The organism is Virgibacillus sp. JSM 102003 (assembly GCF_041949995.1).
In the GTDB taxonomy this organism is placed as follows: Bacteria; Bacillota; Bacilli; order Bacillales; family Amphibacillaceae; genus Lentibacillus.
Genome location: NZ_JBHFQH010000005.1, coordinates 176,889 through 202,916 on the forward strand (window position 1 = coordinate 176,889; position 26,028 = coordinate 202,916).

General features: G+C 37.0%; 28 protein-coding genes. All 28 read left to right on the forward strand.

Translation table 11 applies throughout. From position 1 onward, the window contains the following. The gene (locus tag ACE1TG_RS07575; protein WP_375051765.1) at window positions 1-681 is read left to right on the forward strand and encodes a ComF family protein; all 681 of its coding nucleotides are present in this window, start codon (window positions 1-3) and stop codon (window positions 679-681) included. A gap of 37 nt (window positions 682-718) precedes the next feature. After that, window positions 719-1,132 (forward strand): TIGR03826 family flagellar region protein, encoded by a 414-nt coding sequence (locus tag ACE1TG_RS07580; protein ID WP_375051766.1) that lies wholly within the window; start codon window positions 719-721, stop codon window positions 1,130-1,132. 111 nt (window positions 1,133-1,243) lie between these two features. Beyond that, window positions 1,244-1,507: a flagellar biosynthesis anti-sigma factor FlgM gene (gene flgM / locus ACE1TG_RS07585; RefSeq protein WP_375051767.1), complete on the forward strand. Its 264-nt coding sequence runs from the start codon at window positions 1,244-1,246 to the stop codon at window positions 1,505-1,507. Between the two features lie 17 nt (window positions 1,508-1,524). Continuing rightward, a complete protein-coding gene (locus ACE1TG_RS07590; protein WP_375051768.1) occupies window positions 1,525-2,013 on the forward strand; it encodes a flagellar protein FlgN in 489 nt (162 codons plus the stop codon). Window positions 2,014-2,049: 36 nt separating this feature from the next. Beyond that, on the forward strand, window positions 2,050-3,597 hold the full coding sequence (gene flgK / locus ACE1TG_RS07595) for a flagellar hook-associated protein FlgK (protein WP_375051769.1): 1,548 nt from the start codon (window positions 2,050-2,052) through the stop codon (window positions 3,595-3,597). A gap of 10 nt (window positions 3,598-3,607) precedes the next feature. Continuing rightward, window positions 3,608-4,510, forward strand: coding sequence for a flagellar hook-associated protein FlgL (gene flgL, locus ACE1TG_RS07600; protein WP_375051770.1), 903 nt, complete (start codon window positions 3,608-3,610; stop codon window positions 4,508-4,510). A 92-nt stretch (window positions 4,511-4,602) separates the two neighbouring features. Next, window positions 4,603-5,154, forward strand: coding sequence for a DUF6470 family protein (locus ACE1TG_RS07605; protein ID WP_375051771.1), 552 nt, complete (start codon window positions 4,603-4,605; stop codon window positions 5,152-5,154). A 20-nt stretch (window positions 5,155-5,174) separates the two neighbouring features. Continuing rightward, window positions 5,175-5,624, forward strand: coding sequence for a flagellar assembly protein FliW (gene fliW, locus ACE1TG_RS07610; RefSeq protein WP_375051772.1), 450 nt, complete (start codon window positions 5,175-5,177; stop codon window positions 5,622-5,624). A gap of 2 nt (window positions 5,625-5,626) precedes the next feature. Continuing rightward, on the forward strand, window positions 5,627-5,857 hold the full coding sequence (csrA, locus tag ACE1TG_RS07615) for a carbon storage regulator CsrA (RefSeq protein ID WP_375051773.1): 231 nt from the start codon (window positions 5,627-5,629) through the stop codon (window positions 5,855-5,857). Window positions 5,858-5,942: 85 nt separating this feature from the next. Continuing rightward, on the forward strand, window positions 5,943-6,293 hold the full coding sequence (gene flaG / locus ACE1TG_RS07620; RefSeq protein WP_375051774.1) for a flagellar protein FlaG: 351 nt from the start codon (window positions 5,943-5,945) through the stop codon (window positions 6,291-6,293). Between the two features lie 14 nt (window positions 6,294-6,307). Next, window positions 6,308-7,795, forward strand: a complete 1,488-nt coding sequence (locus ACE1TG_RS07625; protein ID WP_375051775.1) for a flagellar hook-associated protein 2 — start codon at window positions 6,308-6,310, stop codon at window positions 7,793-7,795. A gap of 23 nt (window positions 7,796-7,818) precedes the next feature. Further along, entirely contained in the window at window positions 7,819-8,217 is a 399-nt protein-coding gene (gene fliS, locus ACE1TG_RS07630; RefSeq protein ID WP_375051776.1) for a flagellar export chaperone FliS, read from the forward strand. Continuing rightward, window positions 8,217-8,570, forward strand: a complete 354-nt coding sequence (gene fliT / locus ACE1TG_RS07635) for a flagellar protein FliT (RefSeq protein ID WP_375051777.1) — start codon at window positions 8,217-8,219, stop codon at window positions 8,568-8,570. Before fliS ends, fliT begins: the two co-directional genes overlap by 1 nt. A 201-nt stretch (window positions 8,571-8,771) precedes the next feature. Next, entirely contained in the window at window positions 8,772-9,323 is a 552-nt protein-coding gene (hpf, locus tag ACE1TG_RS07640; protein WP_375051778.1) for a ribosome hibernation-promoting factor, HPF/YfiA family, read from the forward strand. 427 nt (window positions 9,324-9,750) lie between these two features. Further along, window positions 9,751-9,906 carry a hypothetical protein gene (locus ACE1TG_RS07645; protein WP_375051779.1) on the forward strand — a complete coding sequence of 52 codons (156 nt, stop codon included), beginning with the start codon at window positions 9,751-9,753 and terminating at the stop codon, window positions 9,904-9,906. A 289-nt stretch (window positions 9,907-10,195) separates the two neighbouring features. Beyond that, window positions 10,196-12,709 carry a preprotein translocase subunit SecA gene (gene secA, locus ACE1TG_RS07650; protein ID WP_375051780.1) on the forward strand — a complete coding sequence of 838 codons (2,514 nt, stop codon included), beginning with the start codon at window positions 10,196-10,198 and terminating at the stop codon, window positions 12,707-12,709. Window positions 12,710-12,775: 66 nt separating this feature from the next. Beyond that, a protein-coding gene (prfB, locus tag ACE1TG_RS07655; RefSeq protein WP_375051781.1) for a peptide chain release factor 2 occupies window positions 12,776-13,877 on the forward strand; the annotation gives its coding sequence in 2 pieces (ribosomal slippage) (window positions 12,776-12,847 and window positions 12,849-13,877; 1,101 coding nt in all). 190 nt (window positions 13,878-14,067) lie between these two features. Continuing rightward, complete coding sequence (gene cccB, locus ACE1TG_RS07660; RefSeq protein WP_375051782.1) at window positions 14,068-14,451, forward strand: cytochrome c551; 384 nt, start codon at window positions 14,068-14,070, stop codon at window positions 14,449-14,451. Window positions 14,452-14,753: 302 nt separating this feature from the next. After that, entirely contained in the window at window positions 14,754-15,440 is a 687-nt protein-coding gene (ftsE, locus tag ACE1TG_RS07665) for a cell division ATP-binding protein FtsE (protein WP_375051783.1), read from the forward strand. Continuing rightward, window positions 15,430-16,323: a permease-like cell division protein FtsX gene (ftsX, locus tag ACE1TG_RS07670; RefSeq protein WP_375051784.1), complete on the forward strand. Its 894-nt coding sequence runs from the start codon at window positions 15,430-15,432 to the stop codon at window positions 16,321-16,323. Before ftsE ends, ftsX begins: the two co-directional genes overlap by 11 nt. A 47-nt stretch (window positions 16,324-16,370) precedes the next feature. Next, window positions 16,371-17,669, forward strand: coding sequence for a murein hydrolase activator EnvC family protein (locus tag ACE1TG_RS07675; RefSeq protein ID WP_375051785.1), 1,299 nt, complete (start codon window positions 16,371-16,373; stop codon window positions 17,667-17,669). Between the two features lie 312 nt (window positions 17,670-17,981). Beyond that, on the forward strand, window positions 17,982-19,442 hold the full coding sequence (locus tag ACE1TG_RS07680; protein WP_375051786.1) for a S41 family peptidase: 1,461 nt from the start codon (window positions 17,982-17,984) through the stop codon (window positions 19,440-19,442). Window positions 19,443-19,576: 134 nt separating this feature from the next. Further along, window positions 19,577-20,767 (forward strand): PDZ domain-containing protein, encoded by a 1,191-nt coding sequence (locus ACE1TG_RS07685; protein ID WP_375051787.1) that lies wholly within the window; start codon window positions 19,577-19,579, stop codon window positions 20,765-20,767. Between the two features lie 250 nt (window positions 20,768-21,017). Next, window positions 21,018-21,539 carry a cupredoxin domain-containing protein gene (locus ACE1TG_RS07690; RefSeq protein ID WP_375051788.1) on the forward strand — a complete coding sequence of 174 codons (522 nt, stop codon included), beginning with the start codon at window positions 21,018-21,020 and terminating at the stop codon, window positions 21,537-21,539. A gap of 22 nt (window positions 21,540-21,561) precedes the next feature. Next, window positions 21,562-23,034, forward strand: a complete 1,473-nt coding sequence (locus tag ACE1TG_RS07695) for a cbb3-type cytochrome c oxidase subunit I (protein WP_375051789.1) — start codon at window positions 21,562-21,564, stop codon at window positions 23,032-23,034. Between the two features lie 24 nt (window positions 23,035-23,058). Beyond that, window positions 23,059-23,616 carry a hypothetical protein gene (locus ACE1TG_RS07700; RefSeq protein WP_375051790.1) on the forward strand — a complete coding sequence of 186 codons (558 nt, stop codon included), beginning with the start codon at window positions 23,059-23,061 and terminating at the stop codon, window positions 23,614-23,616. Window positions 23,617-24,331: 715 nt separating this feature from the next. Next, a complete protein-coding gene (locus ACE1TG_RS07705; RefSeq protein ID WP_375051791.1) occupies window positions 24,332-25,351 on the forward strand; it encodes a multicopper oxidase domain-containing protein in 1,020 nt (339 codons plus the stop codon). A gap of 133 nt (window positions 25,352-25,484) precedes the next feature. Continuing rightward, on the forward strand, window positions 25,485-26,027 hold the full coding sequence (locus tag ACE1TG_RS07710; protein WP_375051792.1) for a YkoP family protein: 543 nt from the start codon (window positions 25,485-25,487) through the stop codon (window positions 26,025-26,027). Window position 26,028: the final 1 nt, after the last annotated feature.

The following is a 26,028-nucleotide window of genomic DNA, read 5'->3' on the forward strand; positions in this document are numbered from 1 at the left end:
ATGAACTGTCTGTGGTGTGACGTTGAAATAGTTCCCGAGACTAGCTGGGCAAACGTGTTTATTTTACCTAAACCTAAGAATCTATGTTCTGCTTGTATGAATGAATTATCTGTATTGAAAGGAAAACGATGCAAAAAATGCAGTCGAAAAAGCGAAGAATCGTTATGTCAAGATTGCAAAAAATGGGATCTACATGGCGTTAATGATCCATTAACACTTAATTTTTCTGTTTTTGATTATAACGAGCAGATGCAGGATATGATCTCCAGATGGAAATATCGAGGGGATTATTGTCTTGGTTATTCTTTTAAACCTTTTTATACAGAAGCGTTTGAAAAGGAGTTTATTTCTTTACCAAAAGATATTGTTGCTGTTCCAATCCCCTTAAGTAATGAACGAATGAAGGAACGTGGTTTTAACCAGTCACTGCAGCTAGCAGACTTCTTACCACTGGAATCTTGTGAATTGCTTACCCGTGTTCACGGTGAAAAACAGTCCAAGAAAACAAGAAAAGAACGTATCTCAGCATTAAATCCATTTAAAATAACGAAAACTATAAACAAACCAGTCGTATTAACCGATGATATATATACAACGGGGTCTACGTTGCGTCATGCTGCATCGTTATTAAAGGAGCAGGGATGTCCAACCGTTTATGCCCTGACACTAGTTCGTGGATAGCGGACGGTGTTATTATATAATAGGAGGGAGAGTTAAAATGGCTGATTTAGCAAATTGCTCTCGCTGCCAGGCGGTTTTTGTGAAAACGATTCGGGATGTTTGTCAAACATGTTATAAAGAAGAAGAGAGAGCTTTTGAAACAGTTTACCGTTTTTTAAGTATACGGAAGAATAGAGAAGCAACCATGATGGAGATTGTCAAGGCAACAGAAGTAGACGAAGATCTTATTATTAAATTCATTAAGGAAAAGCGTTTGCGGACTTCTCAGTTTCCAAAACTCGCCTATCCATGTGATCGGTGTGGCGTTGATATAATTCATGGTAGATTGTGCGGCGATTGCTCGGATGATATAAAAAGTGGTCTGGAGTTCTATGATAAAATGGAAAAGCAAGCAAGCGAAAAGGAAGAACGAGTAAATACTTACTATACATATGATAATCGTAAGAAATAATCGGATATCGCTTTACTAAACATAAAATCTGCCGATATAAAAAGTACGAGAAAATTATACATGAAATCAAAATATATTGAACTGTAATGGATAAAGAATGAGGTGATTTTCATGAAAATTAATGGTCCAAACCAAACAAATTTTAATCCCTATAAAAACCAACTGCAAAAACAAATGGACTACTCCAAAGATAACAATAAGAAGGATCAGCTCGAAATCTCAAGTCAGGCTAAGGAAATGCTGCAAAATGAGAAGCCAAGTGAGAAACGTGCAGCATATGTTCAAAACATTAAAGATGCTGTAGACGCTGGTGAATATCAAGTCAACCATGAGAAAACAGCACAAAAAATGGTTGATTTCTGGTCGAAGCAATAGTAAAGGAGGACATCAATTTGTCCGTTCAACCAATAATACAAGCAATGGAAAAACTGATTGGTTTACATGAATCACTGCTTGAAATCTCAAAACAGAAAACAGCTGTTGTTAAAGAGGGATCCATAGAGAAACTGCAGCCGCTTCTTTTGAAAGAGCGCAAACATGTCCAAGCATTGGAACAAGCTGAGGTTAAGCGTCAAAAAGCAGTTCAGTCATGGGTCGACGAGTACAGTCCTGGTCTGGAACACCCGACAATTACAGGTATACTTGAGGTTATGAATGATAAACAGTCAAAAAATGAATTGGAAGAAATAACAATAACTTTAACGGAAACAATTACGGAATTAAAACAACAGGAACAACTGAATCAGTCGTTAATTCAACAATCGATGCAATTTGTTGAACTATCGCTCAACATGATGAAACCATCCATTCGCAATATGAACTACGGTGGAAATAAATCATCTGATTCTACAGAGCGTTCCGTTTTCGATTCAAAGGCATAGCCGCAGCAGATAATAATCGGAGGGAGTAGTAAGTAAATGAGTACTTTTCATGGGTTAGAAATGGCTAAGCAAGCTTTATCTGCACAGCAATCAGCACTCTATACAACTGGACACAACATAGCCAATGCAAATACGGAAGGGTATTCCAGACAGCGTGTGAATTTTGAAACGACTTCACCATTCCCAGCCGCTTCAAGAAATCGGCCGGAGATACCCGGTCAAATGGGTACAGGGGTTGAAGCGGGATCGGTACAAAGGATTCGGAATCAATTTCTGGACTACCAATATCGTGCAGAAAACAGTAAATTCAATTATTGGAGCACCAAAGCAGACGCTCTTAGTAAGATGGAAGGGCTGCTTAATGAACCATCTGAGAATGGTTTGAATAAAACAATGGACCAATTTTGGCAATCACTCCAGGATTTATCGGTTCATCCTGAAAATACTGGAGCGCGATCTGTTGTCGCACAAAGAGGGCTTGCAGTAGCCGAAACGTTTAACTATTTGTCTGACTCATTAGGTTCGATGCGAACTGATTTGAGGGAGCAAATTGATGTTAAAGTTAAAGATGCAAATTCCATTTCCGATCAAATCAATTCAATTAATAAACAGATTAAGAACATAGAAACACATGGATCCCTGGCAAATGACCTTTATGATGAACGTGATCGATTAATTGATGAATTATCCGGAATTGTTAATATCGAAGTATCCTATTCAAAGAGCAGTGATAGTGCACTGGATACTGCCGATGGTTTAGCAACTATTAAACTTGCTGATGAAAGTGGGAAATCATTGGGCTCGACCTTGGTTAACGGTGATTTGTCGCAAGGTGAGCTGAGTTTTAAAGAAATAAGTGTTATGCCAGAAGCCGATGATGTCAATGCTGGCAATGCCATAGAAACAATTAACATTGGCGGTAACAATGGTGATAGTTATTCAGTTTCAGAGTTCACTTCAAACGGTTCACTAAAAGGTTTTATTGAATCGTACGGGTATACAGACGGTGGAGATATTAAAGGTGAATATCCTGAGATGTTGAATGATTTGAATAAAATGGCAAAAGAATTTGCTGAAGTATTCAACGGTGTTCACAGTAGTGGTGAAGATTTAAATGGCGATCCTGGTACTGCTGAATTTTTCCAAAACGCAAATGATGGAACTACTACCAATATTACAGCCGGAAATATCACAGTGAGTGAATCAATATTAGATAATCCTGATGAAATAGCTGCAAGTAATGGTGGTGGATCTGGAAATGGAGGGAATGCTTCTGACTTAGCTGATGTATTTGATACCGAAAATGCAGATTTAGATAATGCATCTGTCAGGGGTTTCTATGAATCTGTTATTGGTGATATGGGGGTAAACGCTCAAAAAGCAAATAACATGGTTGAAAACTCTGGAATTCTAAGATCACAAGTAGAAGATCAGCGAATGTCAGTTAGTTCTGTGTCATTGGATGAAGAAATGAGTAATATGATTAAGTTTCAGCACGCATATAGTGCAGCTGCCCGCAGCATGACAGCAGTAGATGAAATGATTGATCGTGTTATCAATAATATGGGATTAGTAGGAAGGTAGGTAAATCTTAATGCGAATTACACAAAGCATGATTTCGAATAATATGCTCAATAACTTGTCGAATAGTTATTCCAAAATGAATACGTATATGAATCAATTATCTACAGGTAAAAAAATCAACCGGCCATCTGATGATCCTGTAATTGCAATGAAAGGAATGAGCTACCGGACAGAACTTAAGGAAGTTGAACAATATCAGCGGAACACGAATGAAGTCCATAATTGGATGGATAATTCAGATGCTGCATTGGATAAAGCCACCCAAGCACTGCAAAAGTTACGGGAATTAGCTGTTCAGGCAAGTAATGATACATATGATGATGGGCAACGAGAAGACATTATGGAAGAGGCAGAACAGTTAAAAGAGCATCTTGCTGATATTGCTAATACCCAGGTTAATGGTAAATATATTTTTAATGGGACAAATACAGACACAAAGCCTGTTACCATTAACGAAAACGGTGACATAACAAAAATTGCGATTAATTCAGATCCAGTTATGATTGAAGTTGCAAATGGGACAAAATTACAGGCAAATGTTGATGCTGGAAGTGTATTTGCAGGTGACCCAAATAGTACTGGTGATTTGTTTGGGGAAATTGATTCATTTATAAATGCACTAGACAATAACAACCGAGCTGCCATTGAAGACCATATTAAAACACTAGATGTAAATATTGACAATGTCGTAAATGCCCGTGCAGACCTTGGTGCACGAATGAACAGACTGGAATTAATAGAAAATCGGTTGAGTGAACAAGAAGTAATCGCAACACAAACAATGTCCGAGAATGAAGATATTGACTATGAAAAGGTAATTACAAAACTGACATCTCAGGAAAGTGTACATCGTGCAGCCTTATCAGCAGGATCCAGAATTATTCAACCTACATTAATGGATTTCTTACGCTAATTAATCAACAAGCCCTGACCTTATCTGGTGCAGGGCTTTAATAAAATAAATAAAGCCAGGGATTGATAATTTTGCAACTACCACAAATACGAATGGAATCACAAATGGCACGTATACAAATTCAGCAAACGTCTGGGAAACAGGAAATTCAGCAGCCACATGCCCAAATTTCAATTCAGCAGCCAAAAGCTGAGGTTTCCATGAAAACGACACCTTCCAAGTTAAGCATTGATCAGACACAAGCATGGGAAGACATGGGGCTGATGCATATTTCAAAGCGAATAGAAAAGTTTGCAAATGACGGTCGCCAAGGATTACTCAAGGGAATTGCCCGACGCGTACAACAAGGTGAAGAGCTTATGAAGATTGAGAATAACGGTAATCCAATTGTTACTCAGGCAATAACAAATGCCCATGACCAAATCAAGCAATTAGGTATTAAATTTATTCCATCACATTTTGCTGTAAAAATTGATTATCAGCCATCTGAAGTACAAATTGACGTGAAAGTAAACCAGCCTATTATTGATAACCAAGCCCAAAAGCCGATTATTAATTATCAGCCTGGTGAAGTCTCAACGAGTATGGGGCAATATCAGGATCTGCAAATTGATTTTATTAACCTTTTCTCTGAGTCGATTTAAGAAAGGATGTTTAGAAAAAAATGAAAATAGAGACCAAATACTTAGGTGACACGGAAATAACCGACAGTAAAATCATTCAATTTTCATCAGGGTTACCAGGTTTTATTGATGAAACAAAGTTTGTGTTGCTGGATTTGCCAGATAACACAGCTTTTCAAATCCTGCAATCAGTGGACACTCCAAGTATCGCGTTTATTGTTACAAACCCATACCTTTTTTATCAGAACTATACAATCGATTTGGACGATGGTATTATTGCTAATCTGCAAATTGAAAATGATAAAGATGTAGTTGTATTGGTTATTGTAACGGTAAAAGATCCATTCAATACAAGTACAATAAATTTAAAGGCACCGATAATTATTAATTCGCAAACTAAACGCGGGAAGCAATACATATTGAATATGGATGACTATCCATCCAAAGCAGCTATTGCTCCATCAACCTCTTCTGCCGGGAAAGGAGAATAGCTATGCTTGTACTTACCAGAAAACAGAATGAGTCGATCCAAATTGGTGAAGATGTAGAAATTAAAGTGCTTGCAATCGAAGGAGATCAGATTAAATTAGGAATTGATGCTCCTAAATCCGTGGATATCCACCGCAAGGAAGTTTATTTAGATATTCAGAACCAGAATAATGAAGCAGCTAATGTTTCATTGGATATTCTTGAATTATTGGAGGATAAAAACAAGGATAGATAATAGTTTTTACAAATTATTTCTCAAAACCTTAACATTACATAATTTTAATCCGATATAAATAGAAAATAGAGGAGTTGCTTGGGCAATGAAGTTAGAAAATGCACTAACAGGTACTCAACCCTTGCAAAATGAAAAATTCAACAGGCAAATGACAGCGGCAAAGGAAAAAGTGGCTGAAGGGAAAACTGCTTTACATGATGAAGAAGTCATTAATACAGATAAAGTTAAGACAGTAGTGGATAAATTGAATGAATTTACCGAGACCCTACGAACAGATTTGAAATTCGAATATCATGAGAAATTAGATGAATACTATGTAACCGTTGTAAATCCTATAACAGATGAGGTTATTAAGGAAATTCCACCTAAGAACATGCTTGATATGTATGCAGCAATGGCAGAGTTCATGGGGATTCTGGTGGATGAAAAGATTTAAAGGAGTTGTATGTTATGCGTATTGGTGGTCTAGCTACAGGAATGGATATCGATAAACTTGTAAATAAGTTAATGAAGGCAGAGCGGATGCCATTGAACCGAATGCAACAGGAGAGCACTACACTAACATGGAAGCGGGATGCATTTCGGGATATTAACAAAAAGTTACTTGAGTTAGATGATATGATGCTGAATATGAAGTATAGTAGCACTTACAATGCAAAATCTGTAAGTTCATCTAATGAAAGTGCTGTTACTGCAGCAGCGTCATCAGATGCGACAAATGGTACCTATAATATTAGTGTATCTAACTTAGCAACCTCTGCTACTAACATTAGTTCAAGTGGAGTAGGTATAGATCCAAATACTGCATTAAAGGATACTAGTTATGCAGAAGGGTTTGGAACGAAATCATTCAAGACATATAACGAGGATGGCTCAACAACAACACATAAATTTGATGTAAATGAAAATGATACTTTAAATGATGTGCTAGAACGTATATCTGATGCTGACAATAATGTTCGGGCCTTTTATGATTCAAATACGAAAAAGGTGATTGTAGAAGCTACTAGAGCAGGTAACTATAATGATGACGGAGATACTACTAATGGTGCAGAACCGGAAATTGACTTTACAGGTAATACCTTCTTCACTACAACATTGAATATGGATATGGCTAATGAAAAAGGTGGAGAAGATGCCAAATTCAATTACAATGGAATTGAAATGACTTCACATAACAACTCCTATGAACTTGGTGGAGTGACATACCAATTTAAAAGTGAGGGTAGTGCTAGCTTAACTGTTTCAAACGATGTAGAATCATCATTCGATAAAATCACGAAATTTGTTGAGAAATATAACGAGGTTGTAGAGAAGTTAAATGGATCTCAGCAGGAAGAGATATATCGTGATTATAAACCATTAACGGATAAGCAAAAAGAGGGTATGTCCGAGGATGAAATAGAACTATGGGAAGAAAAGGCGAAAAGTGGTATTCTCCGTGGTGAATCTGCAATTTCTGATGGATTATTTTCCATGAGAAGAAGTTGGTATTCCAATGTCGATACAGGTGGTGAAATAACTTCACTTACCCAAGTTGGTATCACTACATCCAGTAATTATAGGGATGGTGGTAAGCTAACTATTGATCCAGTTGAACTTAAAGCAGCATTAAAAGAAGATCCAGCTGGTGTTCAAAAATTGTTTTCAAATAGTAACGAAGATGGCAGTCGCGGACTGATTAACCGGCTAGATGATGCACTTGATTCGACTAGAGGAAAAATCGAAGCAAGAGCTGGTAGTGGTTTCGATACATTAGAAAATTACTCATTAGGAAAACGAATGAAAGATTTAAATACGCGTATCTCAGATTTCGAAGATCGCTTGGTACGGGTGGAGAACAGATACTGGAGCCAGTTTACACAAATGGAGAAAGCAATACAACGAATGAATCAGCAATCGGCACAATTAATGTCCCAATTTGGTGGAGGCGCTTAAACTTTTAAGGGAGTGTTACTATTATGGCAAACAGGCATTACCAAGCATATCAGAATAATTCAGTTAACACAGCGTCTGGTGGAGAACTGACATTAATGTTATATAATGGGTGCATCAAGTTTATTAAGCAATCAATTAAAGACTTACAGACTGAAAGTTTTGAAGCAAAAAACACGAATATCCAAAAGGCGCAGAACATTATTCAGGAATTAATGGTAACGTTGGATCCAAAAGTCGAAATTTCAAACCAGATTATGCCTTTATATGAGTATATTAAGTTTCAGTTAAAAGAAGGCAATGTAAAGAATGATGTTATAGCACTGGAAGAAGCCTTAAACTATGTAATTGAGTTTCGAGACACCTGGAAGCAGGTCTTAATACAGACGAGGAAAACACAATATGCACAGGGCGCTCAAGTATAATGAACCAACTTCAAAAAACATACGATGTAACGAGGCAGCTTGAAGAAGTGCTAAATAAGAAGATAGATGGAAAAGATCGAGATGCTGTAATTGAACAGGTAAATCATTTGGTTGAACAAAGAGGTGATTTGCTAAGTGAAATAACTCCCCCGTATTCGGAAGAAGAGAAGCAACTTGGTAAAGAGCTAGTCAAATTAAATGAACAGATCCAAGTGAAGATGAATAGCTTATTTGATGATTTGAAAGTGGAAATGAAGCAAGTGAAAAAACAGAAGAAGTCCAATCGTACATATATAAATCCATATGAAAATGTGAAAACAATGGATGGTATGTATATGGATAGTAAAAAATGATGAGAAACTCCTGGTAAATCCAGGAGTTTTTAACTATTTTTACAAAAAGAGAAGTGACTGTGATTCTGTGTGCATGGGGTTTCCGGAAATTATCCGACAAAAAAATACAAGATTTGATCCAATTATTTGATAGTTTAGGCAGGAAATGTACCGGGTAACGTAGTATAATAAATACATAAGGATGAAAGGAGGACACTTTTAATGAAGTACAACATTCGTGGTGAAAATATCGAGGTGACGGGTGCAATATGGGAATACGTAGAAAAAAAGATTAGTAAACTTGAGAGGTACTTTGATACACCCCCAACATCCGATGTACACGTAAACTTAAGTGTCTATAACGATGAACAGAAGATTGAGGTTACGATTCCAATGACTAACCTGCTACTGCGTGCTGAGGAGCAGCATATTGATTTGTATGCAGCAATTGATCTGGTAGTAGACAAGTTAGAGAGACAAATTCGTAAGTACAAGACTAAAGTTAATCGTAAGTTTAGACAGGAAGGTTCTCCGAAACACATTTTTGCCGAATTGGAAAAAGAGGCAATTGAAGAACAACAGGATTCAGATGAAATCGATATTGTTCGAACAAAGCGATTTAATTTAAAACCAATGGATTCTGAGGAAGCAGTATTACAAATGGACATGTTAGGTCATGCATTTTATGTGTTTACCAATGCCCTATCAGGTGACACAAATGTAGTTTACCGCCGTAAAGACGGAAGATATGGTTTGATTGAACCTAACAGCTAACAATTAATAAATATTCACAGGACGGTCCCATATTGGGGTCGTCCTTCTTAGTTTATAGAACAATTAGGATGTGTCGTTTTCTGCTGAAGCAGAAAACTTATTTCTATAAGAACAATCGTTTCTCGACACTAAAAAGTGGCATAAAAAAATATTTTTTTTCGTAAATAATTTTGGAAACCCTATTAAATCAAGAATTGACAAATCAATTTTATTAATTGTCGAAATTTGTCGTACGGTATCCCAAAATTTAATTATGGAGCTGAATTTTATCTCTTTTTTTGATAAATTGTGTGTATAATTGCTCAACTTCTTATTTTTCTTGGAATTTTTTGTCGAATTGCTTCCTAAAAGTGAAAAATGGCAATTAGCATCATTAGATTGTTTCGTGATATAACATATTTACACAGATAAGAAAGGGGGATTTGATGTGAGTGAAATAAAATATGATGAACTGCTAAGAAGAGTGCAGCAGCATGAAGAAACCATTACCCAACTAGTGGAGATCATAGCTGTCACAAACCGGCGTCTTTCAGAATTGGACAGGAAGCAAAATGAACAGTTGCATACATATTCGCTCACATAATTTTCCTCTAAGTCAGCAAGAGAATTACAGTTTCCGCTAATAAGCCTCATACTCACCTCATTTTAAAGAACAGTTCACCCCCGAACTGTTCTTTTCTCTATTATTTGTTAAAAGGATTAAGCTCTTTCAATCAGTTGTCATACGACTTTAGATGCGTTATTATTAATGGTGGACTATCATATGAAAGAGAATTTTTATAAAATAAATTTTATTGGTACAGTTTAAGATTAACGAAAGTCATTCTGTTGGAAGAGGCTAAGTTTTTCTTATAATACGAGGAGCGTTATAAATGGCTAGTTTATTGACAAAGATTTTTGGTGATGGAAATAAAAAACATTTAACCCGATTAGAGAAAAAGGTAGATCAGATAGAGGTATTGGAATCGGCAATGGAAGCTTTATCTGATGATGATCTAAGGTACAAGACTGAGGAGTTTAAACAACGTTATACTGATGGTGAATCATTAGAGGATATGATGGTTGAAGCATATGCCGTTGTACGTGAAGGGGCAAAACGGGTGTTAGGTATGCGTCCGTTCGCGGTACAGCTCATGGGTGCGATTGCTTTGCATGAAGGTAATATAGCTGAGATGAAAACCGGTGAAGGTAAAACCTTAGCATCAACTATGCCTGCTTATTTAAATGCAATCGCTGGGAAAGGCGTTCACATTATCACGGTAAACGAATATCTTGCTGATCGTGATGCGAAAGATATGGGAGAATTATATGGATTTCTTGGTCTAACGGTCGGATTGAATGGTAATGGGTTGACCAAAGAAGAGAAAAGAGAAGCTTACTACAGTGATATAACTTATGGAACAAACAATGAATTTGGCTTTGATTACCTACGGGATAACATGGTTCTTTATAAAGAGCAAATGGTACAACGTCCGTTGAATTTTGCCATTATTGATGAGGTTGACTCTATTCTAATCGATGAAGCCAGAACACCCTTAATAATTTCAGGCTCAGCACAGAAATCTGCACAAATGTATCAGCAGGCAAATTCATTTGTACGAACACTAACACATGAAACTGATTATACCTATGATGAAAAAACAAAAGGTGTTCAGTTAACAGAAGAGGGAATTAACAAAGCTGAGAGCTATTTTAATATTGAGAACCTATTTGATTTAAATCATGTATCATTGACACATCACATTAACCAGGCGTTAAAAGCACATGCATCAATGCATGTTGATACAGATTATGTTGTTCAGGAAGGCGAAGTAGTCATAGTGGATCAGTTCACTGGGCGTCTAATGAAAGGACGTCGTTATAGTGATGGGCTGCATCAGGCAATCGAGGCCAAGGAAGGGTTGCAGATTCAGAATGAAAGCATGACACTCGCATCTATTACGTTCCAGAACTTCTTCCGTATGTATAATAAACTCTCTGGTATGACTGGTACTGCTAAGACAGAAGAAGAAGAATTCCGTAACATATACAATATGGATGTTATCGCAATTCCAACCAACAAGCCAATTATAAGAGATGATAAGGCAGATATGATTTATAAATCGATGGAAGGCAAATTCCGTGCGGTTGTAGATGATATTAAAGAAAGACATGAGAAAGGTCAGCCAGTTTTAGTTGGTACCGTTGCAGTTGAAACATCAGAATTAATTGCAAATATGCTGCAAAAATCTGGTGTTAAACACAATGTATTAAATGCAAAGAATCACTATCGTGAGGCTGAAATTATAGAGAACGCGGGTCAAAAAGGTGCGGTTACAATCGCAACAAATATGGCCGGTCGTGGTACCGACATTAAACTTGGTGATGGTGTTACAGATGTAGGTGGTCTTGCTGTTATTGGTACAGAAAGACATGAATCACGGCGGATTGATAATCAGTTGCGTGGCCGTTCCGGACGTCAGGGTGATCCTGGTTTGACACAATTTTATTTATCAATGGAAGATGAATTGATGCGTCGTTTTGGTTCGGATAACCTTCGTTCCATGATGGAGCGACTTGGTATGGATGATGATCAGCCAATTGAAAGTAAAATGGTTTCTCGAGCTGTAGAATCTGCCCAAAAACGTGTTGAGGGTAACAACTTTGATGCACGTAAAACAGTATTATCATATGATGATGTCTTACGTCAGCAACGTGAAATTATCTACAAACAGCGATTTGATGTCATTGATGCTAACGAAAACCTGCGTGACATCATTGAAGCAATGATTATATCCACACTTGAGCGTGTAGTTGGTGCAAATACACAAGATGAGCTCGATGAAAATTGGGAACTTAATTCCATTGTGGAGTATGTCCATGGAAACTTATTGGACTATGATGATATATCAGTAGACGACATCAAGGGTAAAGAACCTGAAGAAATTACAGAATTCATCATGGAAAAAGTGAGAAAACGCTATGATGAAAAAGAAGAAGAGCTTACTACGGAGCAAATGCGTGAGTTTGAAAAAGTTATTTTATTACGTACAGTTGATACGAAATGGATGGACCATATTGACCAAATGGATCAGCTTCGTCAGGGAATTCACCTGCGTGCATACGGACAAAATGATCCATTACAGGAGTATCAGGCAGAAGGCTTCCATATGTTTGAGCAAATGGTTGTTGCAATAGAGGAAGAAGTTGCTAAATACGTGATGAAAGCACAAATACGTGATAATCTGCAACGTCAGGAAGTTGCCAAAAATACGCAAGCAGTTTCAGGCGGACAGGATGACAAGAAAAAGAGCCGTAAACCATATGTGAAGTCGGAAAATATTGGACGTAATGATCCATGTCCATGCGGCAGTGGTAAAAAGTACAAAAATTGTCACGGCAAGTAGTAATAAAAACACTCCCTAGGTATGGGAGTGTTTTCATTACACGATAATATTAACGAGGTGAATGTTATGGAACTAGGGGAAATTGGAAATAAAATTGAATTAATGACAAACAGAATTGAAGATTTCAGGGGGTCTCTTTGACTTAGATGATAAAAGAGAACGCATAGAAGAGTTGGAACAAATGATGACAGTACCAAATTTCTGGGATGACCAGAATGCTGCACAAAAAGTAATATCTGAAACGAATGGTTTGAAGAGCTATGTCGAAAATTTTGACGAATTAGAAGAGAAGCTAGACAATTTGAAAGTCTCTTTTGAATTGGTAAAGGAAGAAAATGATAACGAGCTTTTTTCTGAGCTTGAACAGGAAATAAACACGTTACTTGAAGACATAAACAATTTTGAACTGCAGATGCTTTTAAGTGAACCATATGATGCAAATAATGCTATTTTGGAATTACACCCTGGTGCTGGTGGTACAGAATCACAGGATTGGGCAAGCATGTTGCTGCGTATGTATCAGCGGTGGGCTGATAGCCGGAACTTTTCTGTGGAGACACTTGATTACTTACCTGGTGATGAAGCAGGAGTTAAGAGTGTTACGTTATTAATTAAAGGCCACAATGCTTATGGCTATCTGAAAGCGGAAAAAGGAGTGCATCGGCTCGTTAGAATTTCACCATTTGATTCTTCTGGTCGCAGACATACGTCTTTTTCATCGTGTGATGTACTTCCGGAAACGTCTGATGACGTGGATATCGAGGTTAGAAATGAGGATTTAAAGATTGATACGTATCGTGCGAGCGGTGCAGGTGGTCAGCATGTAAATACAACAGATTCTGCTGTTCGGATAACTCATGAGCCTACAAAAATTGTCGTCACTTGTCAATCGGAGCGTTCACAAATTAAAAACCGGGAACAAGCAATGAAAATGCTAAAATCCAAGCTATATCAGAAGGAAATAGAACGTCAGCAACAAGAAGTCGCCGCACTGCGTGGTGAACAGAAAGAAATAGGCTGGGGTAGTCAAATCCGTTCCTATGTCTTTCATCCCTATACAATGGTAAAAGACCACAGAACAAACATGGAAGTCGGTAATGCACAGGGAGTGATTGATGGTGGCCTCGACCCATTCATAGATGCCTATTTACGTGCTCAAATTAATTAAGAAATTATCAAATGGTACAAATTAGTATGTTTTCATGAAATTGACACAATTTGGCAGAGCTATTGCCCCCCATCGAATTAGGAAAATTTTAGTATAAAAATGGCATTGTACGATAGTTTTAATTCTTTGTAATTGGGTTATACTAAATTCTGATAACCTTTATACTAAATTATGTTAGGGGGATTTATGCATGAAAAAATGGTTATTCACAGTACTATTTGGTTCAGCACTCGTGCTTGGTGCCTGCGGCGGTGGCGGTGATGACGGTGGTAATGAAGAGCCAGCAGATAATGGTGGAACAGATACTGAAGAGTCTACAGGAGATGACGCTGGTGGCTCAGTAGATACTGCTGCTGCTGAAAAGCTATATCAGAATAACTGTGCATCCTGCCATGGTGGTGACCTTTCTGGTGGAGCTGGTCCTAAGTTGTCAGCAATTGGTTCAAAATATTCTGCTGATGAAATTTCTGGTATCCTTAAGAATGGTAAAAATGGTGGTATGCCAGCATTTGAAGGTCAGCTATCTGAAGGAGAAATAACAACACTTTCTTCATGGCTGGCAAAAAAGAAATAATGTAATTACTTAGTTACTACTGGCTTGTTCCTTAGTTCCAAGGGACAAGCTTTTTTTGCGTCTTTTTTACAGATAACGAACAGGATTCTAAACATTAATAAATTCCACTGTTACGAAAATTTACATTTACTTACCGAATTGAAATGAAAATGTAATATTATTTTTCCTAAATTTTTTGCTGAAAAATGTTATAATATATATAATTATATGGTTAAACAAAGAAAAAGGTTGTGTAAACTATATATTTAAGCTGAAAAATCGACAACATGAGCTACTAAATAAAGGTTAAAGGTGATACATAAATGATAAAAATGGAAGACATATATAAGACATATGCTAACGGTGTTACTGCACTTAATGGAATTAATATAGAAATTGAACAAGGGGAATTTGTTTATATTGTCGGACCAAGTGGTGCTGGCAAGTCTACCTTTGTAAAACTCATGTACCGTGAAGTTAAACCTTCGGAAGGTACCATGGTCATAAATGAAATAGATGTTAATAACATGAAAGAAAAAAATATTCCGTATTTACGCAGGGATATAGGCGTTATTTATCAGGACTTTAAGCTGTTGCCTAAACTATCAGTCTATGAAAATATAGCATTTGCGCTGGAGGTTATTGAAGAATCACCCCGAAATATCAGGAAACGTGTAATGGATGTGCTTGAACTCGTTGGGTTAAAGAACAAAGCGCGTTTTATTCCTGACGAACTATCAGGCGGAGAGCAGCAGCGAGTATCAATAGCTAGAGCTATAGTTAATCATCCGAAAATTGTTATTGCGGACGAGCCTACTGGAAATTTGGATCCGGAAACATCTTGGGGAATTATGCGGATCTTTGAAGAGATTAACGCCAAGGGTACAACGGTTATCATGGCCACACATAGTAAAGAAATTGTTAACACGATTAAAAAACGCGTTATTGCTGTAGAAGACGGGTTGGTCGTGCGTGACGAACAACGAGGTGAATACGGCTATGAGGTTTAGGACAATGAAAAGACACTTTAGAGAAGGCATGAAAAACATATTCCGTAATGGCTGGATGACAGTAGCTTCGGTTGGTGCAGTAACAATTACATTATTACTCGTTGGAACTTTCCTTGCTTTAATGCTCAATCTTAATTATATGGCTGAGGGGCTTGAAGAAGATGTTCAAATTGATGCATTAATTGAACGTACTGCAAATGAAGAACAGATTCAAAATCTCAGGGGTTCCATTAAAGAGATGGAAGAAGTTAAAAGTGTTGAATTTTCCTCAAAAGATGAACAGCTTGAACAATTAATAGCAGGTATGGGAGAAGAAGGGAAATCATGGGAATTATACAAACAGGAAAACCCTTTAAGCCATGCATATGTCGTTAAAGCTGAAAATCCAGCTAATACAGCAACGTTAGCACAGAAAATTAAAAATCTGGAATATATTCAGGAAGTAAATTACGGGAGAGATGTTGTCCATCGCTTATTTCAGTTTAATGAATACGCGCGAAATATAGGCCTAGCATTAATTGCAGGGTTACTATTTACGGCTATATTTCTTATATCCAATACAATTAAACTTACGATAATGGCACGCAGTAAAGAAATCGGAATAATGAAGCTTGTCGGAGCTACGAACGGATTTATTCGCTGGCCATTCTTCATCGAAGGAATGCTGCTTGGGGCGTTAGGAGCTATCATCCCAATAGCCGCTGTTCTAACTGGATATTACTATCTAGTAAATAATTTGGGTGAAAAAATCACCTATAGTTTTGTGGAATTATTGTCATTTAATCCATTTGCTTGGCAGCTTTCACTCATTATTCTTGCTATTGGTGTTTTCATCGGTATTTGGGGAAGCGTTATGAGCGTTCGAAAGTTCCTCAAAGTTTAAAAATATTATATTGCGCACATTTTTTGGAGGGGGAAGAAGAAAACAAAATGAAAAAAATAGTTTACATTTTAATTGCTGTATTAATAGTAGGTTCAGGTTTCGTAGATTTTCAAAAAGTATCCGCAGAATCAATTGAAGATTTAGAGAAAAAAGAAGAAAAAATAGAAGAAAAGAAAAGTGATTTGAAAAATAAAAGAGAAAATACAGAAGAAAAGATTGAAGAAAATCTCAATAAACAGGAATCTGTTGGTAACGATATCGATTCAATTAATCAGCAGCTTAGTGAAACAAGAAACAAAATTGAGTCCAAAGAAAATGAAATCACAGCAACAAATAATGAAATAGAGGATTTAAAACAACAAGTTAAAGAAATAAACCAAAAAATTGAAGAGCTTAAAGAAGAAATTAAAGCAATGAAGAAGCGGATTAAAGAACGTGAAAAAATGCTTAAAGATCGCCTTCGTGCTATTCAATCCAATGGTGGAAACATGAAGTATATGGAAGTAATTCTAGGGTCACAAAACTTTGGAGATTTTATTAGCAGAGCTACAGCTGTAAATACGATAATGGATCAGGACAAGAACATTATGGAAAGACATATGGCTGAAAAGAAATTGATGGAAGAAAAGAAAGTAGAAGTTGAACAAAAAAAGCAAGAAATAGTCCAAAAGAAAGCTAAAGTTGAAGAGAAAAAAGCTTCACTTGTCAGCCAAAAGGACGAGCTTGAATCATTAAAATCCCAGCTAGACAATCAAATGGCAGAGAAAGAGAAGTTAATGGGAGAACTTGAAGAACAGCATAATCACTTGGAAGAATATAAAATGAGTCTTGCTGAGCAAAAGCAAGTCTTAAATGATCAAGCTGCTGTTATAGCCAAAGCGAAGAAGTCAGCTTTAGCACAATTGGCAAAAGAAAAAGACTCTTCATCTAATGGATCCAGCGGAAATCTTAGTGCTGGTGGAAGTGGCATTTTTAGTTGGCCAACTTCTGGAAGAATCTCTTCTTATTTCGGGTCTAGAAGCCTTGGGTATCACTACGGACTCGATATTGCTGCATCAACTGGAACTACCATAACAACGGCTGCTCCTGGTGTTGTAACAAGATCAGCTTATTCAACCAGTTATGGAAATGTTGTGTATGTTTACCATCCACAATATAATAAGTCTACTGTTTACGCGCACATGTCAAGCCGTTCAGTTGGACTTGGTCAAAATGTATCTTCAGGACAGAAATTGGGAGCAGTTGGCAATACTGGCCATTCATATGGAGCCCACTTACATTTTGAGGTACATAATGGGAAATGGAGTTACCACGGTGGTATAAACCCAATGTCATTTCTTAAGTAAATTATTATGAATGTATTTGCAATTTGTTTGCATAAACTATAATATTAAAGGCATCGCACATTACGGTGTGATGCCTTTTTAGATATTAACGGTATAAACTGACCGTTGAGTTAAAATAACTGGTAGGACATGCTATGAATGGAGGCCATTTATGGTAGTCTTATATTTTTTACTTGGCAGGTAAGAAAAGTATTAATACTTTCTTACTGCATAAGTGCAACTGAGGTACTCGCCATTAAGCCACGACGAGTGCCAGGTTTTCTAAGAAGTAGTACGACCCATCATCAAATACATACAAGTTGGGGTGAAAGAATGAATATTCGTAAGCAACATATTATAATCATATTATTTGCAGCCTTACTCTTGGGGTTTGCAGGTGCGTATTTTGGGGTGAAATTAGCACAGCCTGATACTTTGCCAGAACAGTCTCAACAGACTAAAGTAGAAATACCAGGTACATCTCAGGAAACTAGTGCCCCACCAGAAAATATTGAAAAGGTTTCACAAGCCTTTAATTTAATAAAGGAAAACTACCTGAATGACGTAAAAGATAAACAGTTAATTGAAGGTGCTATCCAAGGCATGTTGACAACACTGGAAGATCCATACAGTTCCTACATGGATGTTGAAACTATGGAACGGTTTAACGAAACAATTGAGTCCTCGTTTGAGGGCATTGGTGCAGAAGTTAGTTCAGTTAATGGAAAGGTAACAATTGTTGCTCCCATTAAGGATTCCCCTGCGGAAGAAGCTGGACTAAGGCCAAATGATAAGATCCTGAGCGTGAATGATGAAAGTGTCGTTGGAATGGATCTGTATGAGGCAGTAGAAAAAATACGTGGGGAAAAGGGTACAGAAGTTGTACTTGAAGTTCAACGAGCTGGTGTATCCGAACCATTTGATGTGAAAATTGTCCGCGATGATATACCGTTGGAGACAGTCTATCCAGAAGTGAAAACTGTTGATGGGAAAAAGACTGGTATAATTGAGATAACAACTTTCTCTGAAAAAACAGCTGAAGATTTCTCAAAAGCACTGAAAGATTTGGAAGACAAAAATATAGAAGGTTTAGTAATTGATGTTCGAGGCAATCCTGGTGGATTATTAACAGCAATTGAGGATATTCTGAAGAACTTTATCCCTAAGGACATGCCATACTTACAAATCGAGAACCAAAAAGGTGAGAAGTCCAAATCATTTTCAAAGCTTGAAGAGAAAAAACCGTATCCAATAAGCGTACTAATCAATGAAGGAAGTGCTTCAGCGTCTGAAATCCTTGCTGTTGCAATGAAGGAAGCTGGTTATGATGTTGTTGGTACTAAAAGTTATGGAAAAGGAACAGTACAGCAAGCAGTTCCAATGGGTGATGGCAGTACAATTAAGCTGACTTTCTTCAAGTGGCTTTCACCAAAAGGTACCTGGATCCATGAAAAGGGTGTTAAACCAACGGTGAAAGTTGAGCAGCCAGCATATTATTTCACAAACCCTGTTCAGGTTGAAGAATCCATTGCCTACAATCATACAGGTGATAAGGTGAAGAATGTACAGGTAATGCTGAAAGGATTGGACTATAACCCTGGAAGAACGGATGGTTATTTCAGTAAAGAAACTGAAGAAGCAGTTCAAGCGTTTCAAGCAGATAATGATTTGAAAGTTACTGGCGTAATAAATAAAGATACTGCAGGTAAAATACAGGCAAAAATTGTTGAGAAAGTTCGTAGTGGTGAAGATGACCGACAAATGGATAAAGCATTAAATGTATTATATGAATAGATATGCTGTCCGCGGGTAATACCCGCGGATTTCCTTTTCAACAAAGATCGTAATTTTAGCAGGTATTTAATCGACAAATATCGAATATAGCTAGAGAAGACTATGTACTGTATCCATGCTGGAAGGTGATTATATTGGCAGAAGCTTGGTTTATTGAAATAGCAAAAGGTGTAGGAAGAATTTTTTTGAATCCAATATTCTACTGGACATTCGTATTAATTTTACTAGCTGGCTATATACGGATCCGCAGAGAGCGAAGTAATTTTGGGTTTAAATTATTTGACGTTTTTTCGGAATGGAAAAATACGTGGGTTCTGTCCATTATATCAGGGTTACTTATTTCCATCGTTTTTGTAGGTGCTGGAATGATTTTTTCCTATGAAACGATTTTGCTATTGGGTATCGTGACGATTGTTCTTAGTATAACAGGGCGATTCACAATGCTTTCAGCAAGTTATACAATTGGCATTACATATTTAGTTCTTTTACTGTTACCTTTTCTTCTGGAATATCAGAGTACTGTAAATAAAGAGATGTTTTCAAAAACAAACTTTATCGGGTTGAGTTTTTTATTGTCAATTTTTCTAACGATTGAAGCTCTTTTATTGAAACGAAACACACGCAATACGACCTTTCCGGATTTGGAGTTAGGACGTCGGGGAGTATGGACTGGTGTTCATCACGTTAAAAAGTTAAGTGTTATTCCATTTTTTGTGGTAATTCCATCGGGACTTATTTCACCAATTGCACCTTTTTGGCCATATTTTGGTATGAATAGTGAAACTTATAGTTTGTTGCTTGTGCCGTTTTTATTGGGGTTTGATCATACTGTAAAAGGCAGTATTCCAGAAAAGGCTGCACTACAATTAGGAAGGTCAATTCATATTCTGAGTTTATTTGTACTGCTACTTGCAGTTGGAAGTATCTATGTAGGCTGGCTATCGTTAGTTGCAGTTATTTTAGCCATACTTGGCAGAGAATTTATTAGCTACAAACATCGTCAATCAGATAAGGAAAAGCCAAATTATTTTAATAAGAATGAACGTGGGTTAAAAGTACTGGCAATTATCCCTGGTACGCCTGCAGATCGACTCGGTATCCTTGCCGGTGAGACGATTGTTAAAGTAAACCGAAAAAAAATAAATACAATGGATGAGTTCTATTACGGATTACAAGACAGTGGTGCATATTTCAAGCTTGAGATTATTGGAGATAATGGCGAAATACGGTATGTACAGAGTGCACTATATGAAGAGGACCATCATGAATTAGGAATTATCACTACAAGTAACCGCTACCGGGAGAATCAGTCAGAAGCGAATTGATTATTAGATTAAAATATAAACAGGTAATAAAGTGTGCATGCACTTTATTATCTGTTTTTTTATGCGAGTTAAGAAGGAAAACACTATTGTAACAGTAAAAATTAATAAAACTCTCTTTTCACAAATTAAATGAAAATCAGTGATTTGAATCACTCGTTAAGGGTTGTAATTTTCGTATGATAAATCCGATCGATAAAACTGTCGACTTAGTTCTAAATGATTATGTAACGTATATGGGAGGTTGTTTAATTTGGTACAAACAGTTGCTTGGATTGTCAGTTTGTTCTTCATGCTTGTTGTTGTAGCCGTATTTAGTTTTGTCGCATGGAAGTCACAAGAAAAGAGAGAGTATGAGCCAATAAAGAAGAAATGGTATAAGGCACGTACATTTTACGGAATCACTTTAGTTTCCCTGATGTTGATTATCACTATTTATACTTTAAGGGAACTGCCCTATAATCAACCTGTTTACGGGGCAGAAGGAGATCCAACGATTGTCGATGTAGAAGCAATACAATTTGGCTGGAATATGAGCGACACAGAGTTTTCAGTTGGTGAGCCTGTCGAATTTCATGTAACAAGTAAAGATGTTAACCATGGTTTTGGAATTTATGACGAAGATATGAACATGATTGCGCAGACACAAGCAATGCCAGACTACACAAATAAGGTTTACATTACATTTGATGAACCTGGAACATATGAAATCCTTTGTCTGGAGTACTGTGGTGCAGCACATCATTTAATGAAAACAAAAATTGACGTTAAGTAAATAGCTGGAGGTGTAAAAAAAGATGGAATCAACAGTAAAGTCTCGTAATAATTTGGTTGTAAGTTATATAACTGTCGGTGGTATTGTTATTATAGTGATGATGATTTTTGGTATCTTAATGCTCTTGACTCAGGGTGGTGTCATTGATTTACCTGCTACTTCATTTTACCAGTTTCTGACTATACACGGGACAGGAATGGTCGGAGCTGCAGCATTAGCGGCCGCAGGTGTTATGTGGTATTTTCTTAGCCATTATGTGAATTTGTCAAAAAAGGTTATGTCAATAAATCTAGTTCTCTTCCTTACTGGAGTAGTCATGGTAATCATTGGTGTATTTTCGTTTAAGTACGCTAGTTCATGGACATTTTTATATCCATTGCCAGCACTTTCTGCAAGTGCATGGGGGACTGTTGGAGCATTGCTTTACCTATTTGGTATGCTTATTTTGGGAGTTGGTTTTTTACTATTTTATTTGGATTCCGGGAGAGCTATTATAAAAAGATATGGCAGTCTTGCAAAAGGTTTGGGATGGGATGTTATCTCTGGGAAAAAGTCAGAGAAAGATGCTCCATCCGGTGCTGTTGTGGCAAGTACCATGGTTACAATTGTTAATGTAACAGCACTAACAGCAGGAGCTACTGTACTAATTATGAATATAATTAATGTAATTAACCCAGCAATTACATTTGATCCATTATTGGCGAAGAATCTGACATACGCTTTTGGACACATTTTTGCTAATTCAATTATTTACATGGGTGTAATTGCTGTTTATGAGATATTACCTCGATATACCAATCGGCCGTGGAAATCAAGTAAAGCATTTTTAATTGCCTGGACAATGTCAACAGCATTTACATTAGTAATATATACGCACCACTTGTTAATGGATTCGGTAATGCCTAATTGGCTATTAATCATGGGGCAGGTTCTATCCTATGCGAATGGATTGCCAGTACTTGTTGTCACAGCATATGGCGCACTAATGATTGTCTACAAATCAGGTATTAAGTGGGATATTGGTTCAGGTCTGATTTACATGTCTATGTTTGGCTGGGTAGTCGGAGTTGTTCCTGCAATCGTCGATGCTACCATAGTTGTTAATCATGTTATGCATAATACAAAGTGGGTTCCGGGTCACTTTCACATGTATATGGCACTCGGAGCATGCGCAATGATTTTTGGGTTTATGTATTTCCTCGCAAAAGAGGACAGCGCTATTAAGACAAATATAATGGATAAAATTGCATTTATAGCTTTTACCCTATCCATTGTCGGGTTAAGCGGATCATTCCTTGTTTCTGGTGCATTAAGTACGCCGAGAAGGTGGGCAACGCACATTCCTGAATGGATGGCACCTGCTGTATTTGGCGCAGTTGCTGGTGTGTTTGCTGTTCTATCTGTTACCGTGTTTGTCATTCACTTTATTCGTTATGTTAATAAGCGAAATAAAGTGGGTTCAACGAAACATTTGAAAGAAAAGAAGCTGGCGTAACTTTAAAAAAGGGGGGATGATCTTATGTTACAGGCAAAGTATGGATTTCTTTTGTTCGTATTATTGATCATTCCTCCTATACGAAATGTGATGGAATCCGTTATGGTTATCCATATGCTCGTTCAAATCCCATTACTGATCATATCAGGGTGGTTGTTAGCAGGTTATTTTCAAAGCAAGTTTTCAAGCTTTTTTTTAAAGTGGAATCATAACGGTGTTCCTGGAATTATATTGGTTGTGTTATTTGTTGCCTATTGGATGATTCCCCGGACATTGGACGAAGCCTTAAATATGTGGAATATTGAGTTATTCAAATTTGTCAGTTTGCCATTTTTAGTTGGAGTTGCGCTTAAGGATAGCTGGAAGAAGCTTGCTTCACTTGGTAAAAGTTTTATTATTTTTAATTTTATCCCCATGTTTGGTTTAATGGCATGGTTATATATAGACGCTCCTGTTCGGTTATGTAATAACTATTTGGAGGTCGAGCAAAAAACGCTAGGGTGGGGTTTTTTAATTATTACAATAAGCATTGTTTTGTATATGCTTCAAAATGTTTTTACCGATCATTCGGAAGGGGCATAAACAGGAAATATCTCGGCGAGACTATTATTTGAGTCCTGTTGGGATATTTTTTTGGTTAGTCTCTCTGTAAATTAGTAATTTTTAGATGTGCAAGGCAATCACTCCATAATACTCCTGGAGTCTGTGAATATTGCTTACGCTTCGTTGAAGTATTGAAACATGAAATAAGAACCGCTGAATATTCGAAGCGGATCCTCATTCCGCTAAATAGCAAAAAAGGTGCTCTCAGAAGGGTGAGACGGATCCTCGTTCCGCTAATAGCTGAAAATCAGCCGATTTTAAGTGAAATAATCAAAATAGCGGAACGAGGATCCGAATCCAAGCGTAAAACGATGGTTTTCAAGGAAATAGCGGAATGAGGATCCACCAAATCAGTTCTTCAACAACAAGACCGAGATTTATGCTAATTATTACCTGATCCTAATATTAATAATATTTTCCCCTCCCAATATTCACCCCGTTACTTTTTCCAGGAAAGTTCATTTACGCACAAACTAAGCTTGTAAGAGTTATAATAAATGCCTTTACATAAACAATTTACACTATATTTACTATCGACATATATTGTTCACAAATTCACAAAGATTAGTGATTTGAATCACATGTGGGGATTAAGACCTAGCTTAAACTTAAGTTGTAAGGGAGAGATAGTACACAGAAATAGAAAGTGGATAGTCACTCCCTAATAATAAAATTTTAAAGAGGGGTGTTTTAAATGTTTTTGAAAAAATTAGGAGCGATTGTGACTGTACTGATTTTATCCTTATTAATTACGGCATGCGGGTCAGATCAAGTGAAAAAAGATGAGTCAAATACGGACCCCCAAGAGGAAATAACAGTTCAGGCTGCTGCTAAACAAAAGACAGAAACACCAGAAATAGAAAACATTGGACCACATGAAGGTATTAACCAAGCCCCAGTACCAATTAACGTAGAGCGTGTTGGTGAACATGAAGTTAATATTGAAATGACATCTCAGATTACAGATATTGAACTTGATAAAGGTAAAATGTACAAAGCTTGGACGTTCAACGGAACAGTTCCAGGACCAGTCATTCGTGTTCAGGAAGGCGATAAACTTACATTCACACTTAAGAATATGGACCCTAAAGTAGATCATTCCATTGATTTTCATTCTGTATATGCTGCACCAAATAAAGATTTTTCAAACGTAAAGCCAAATGAGTCAGGAACATTTAGTTATGAAGTTGGTTCTCCTGGAGTTTATATGTATCATTGTGCAACAGAACCCGTTTTACAGCATATCGCAAATGGAATGTACGGAACAATGATTGTTGAACCAGAAGGAGGTTATCCAACCGATAATGAAATTGATAAAGAGATTACTGTTGTTCAAAGTGAATTTTACAAAGATGGTAATTTCAGTGAAATGTTGGATGGTGAGCCTGAATATGTTTTATTTAACGGAAGCACACAAGCTGTAAAAGGAGAAATGATTCAGGCAAAAGTTGGCGATAAAATACGAATCAATTTTCTTGATGTTGGACCTAACGAAGTTTCCAGTTTCCATGTAATTGGTTCCCAGCTTGAAACAGTTTATGTTGATGGCGACCCTCGAAATGTACTTAATGGTTTGCAAACAGCAATGGTTCCGGTTTCTGGATCTATGGTTGTTGAATTCACAGTTAAAGAAGCAGGTATTTATCCTTTTGTAACACACGCATTTGATCATGTTACAAAAGGAGCACTAGGCAAGATTGAAGTTACGGAATAGGGTTAAAACAGCTAAAGGCTATAAATAAGGCTTCTGCTCAACTAAGAGTAGGGGTCTTTATTATTGGATTAAAATTCCTTCTATAATATTGATTATTTTAAAGCAAACTAGAAATAAAAGAAGGGGAAATTAGATGAAGAGCTATATATTGGGTGTCTGGAATGCAATTGATCCTATTTATTATAATGTTTCGAGACTTCGCTACGTACCTGACAATCATAAGCGCAATACTTTATTTCGGGTCAGGCTTACAAGGTACAAGGGGGCAGAAGTCATACTTAAAGATGGAACAATTATTCAGAAAAATGACCTGCTATTAAAGATACATTTGCATAATGTAAGGATGTTAAGTGATTTAAAGCCAATCAGCAGTGACATTAAGCGAGCGGTTCTTTTTTATCACTCGATTAAAGATACGCTGCCTATCCTATCCCGATATGTTCTTTCTCATGAAAAACATAAAGAAATCAAAGGAATAATAGGAATTACGACATTATATCGTGGTGCAAATCGACTTGGCTTTGAAACGGTTCCTATAAAAAACTCCTATTACCGACTTTATAAGAAGGTGACATTTCTGCCAATAAACCATATAGCGAATGCATCATACCAGGCAACACCAGCATATTTGTTTATGTCAAAAGAAACCTTGCATGAAAAATATAGTGTGCAATAGA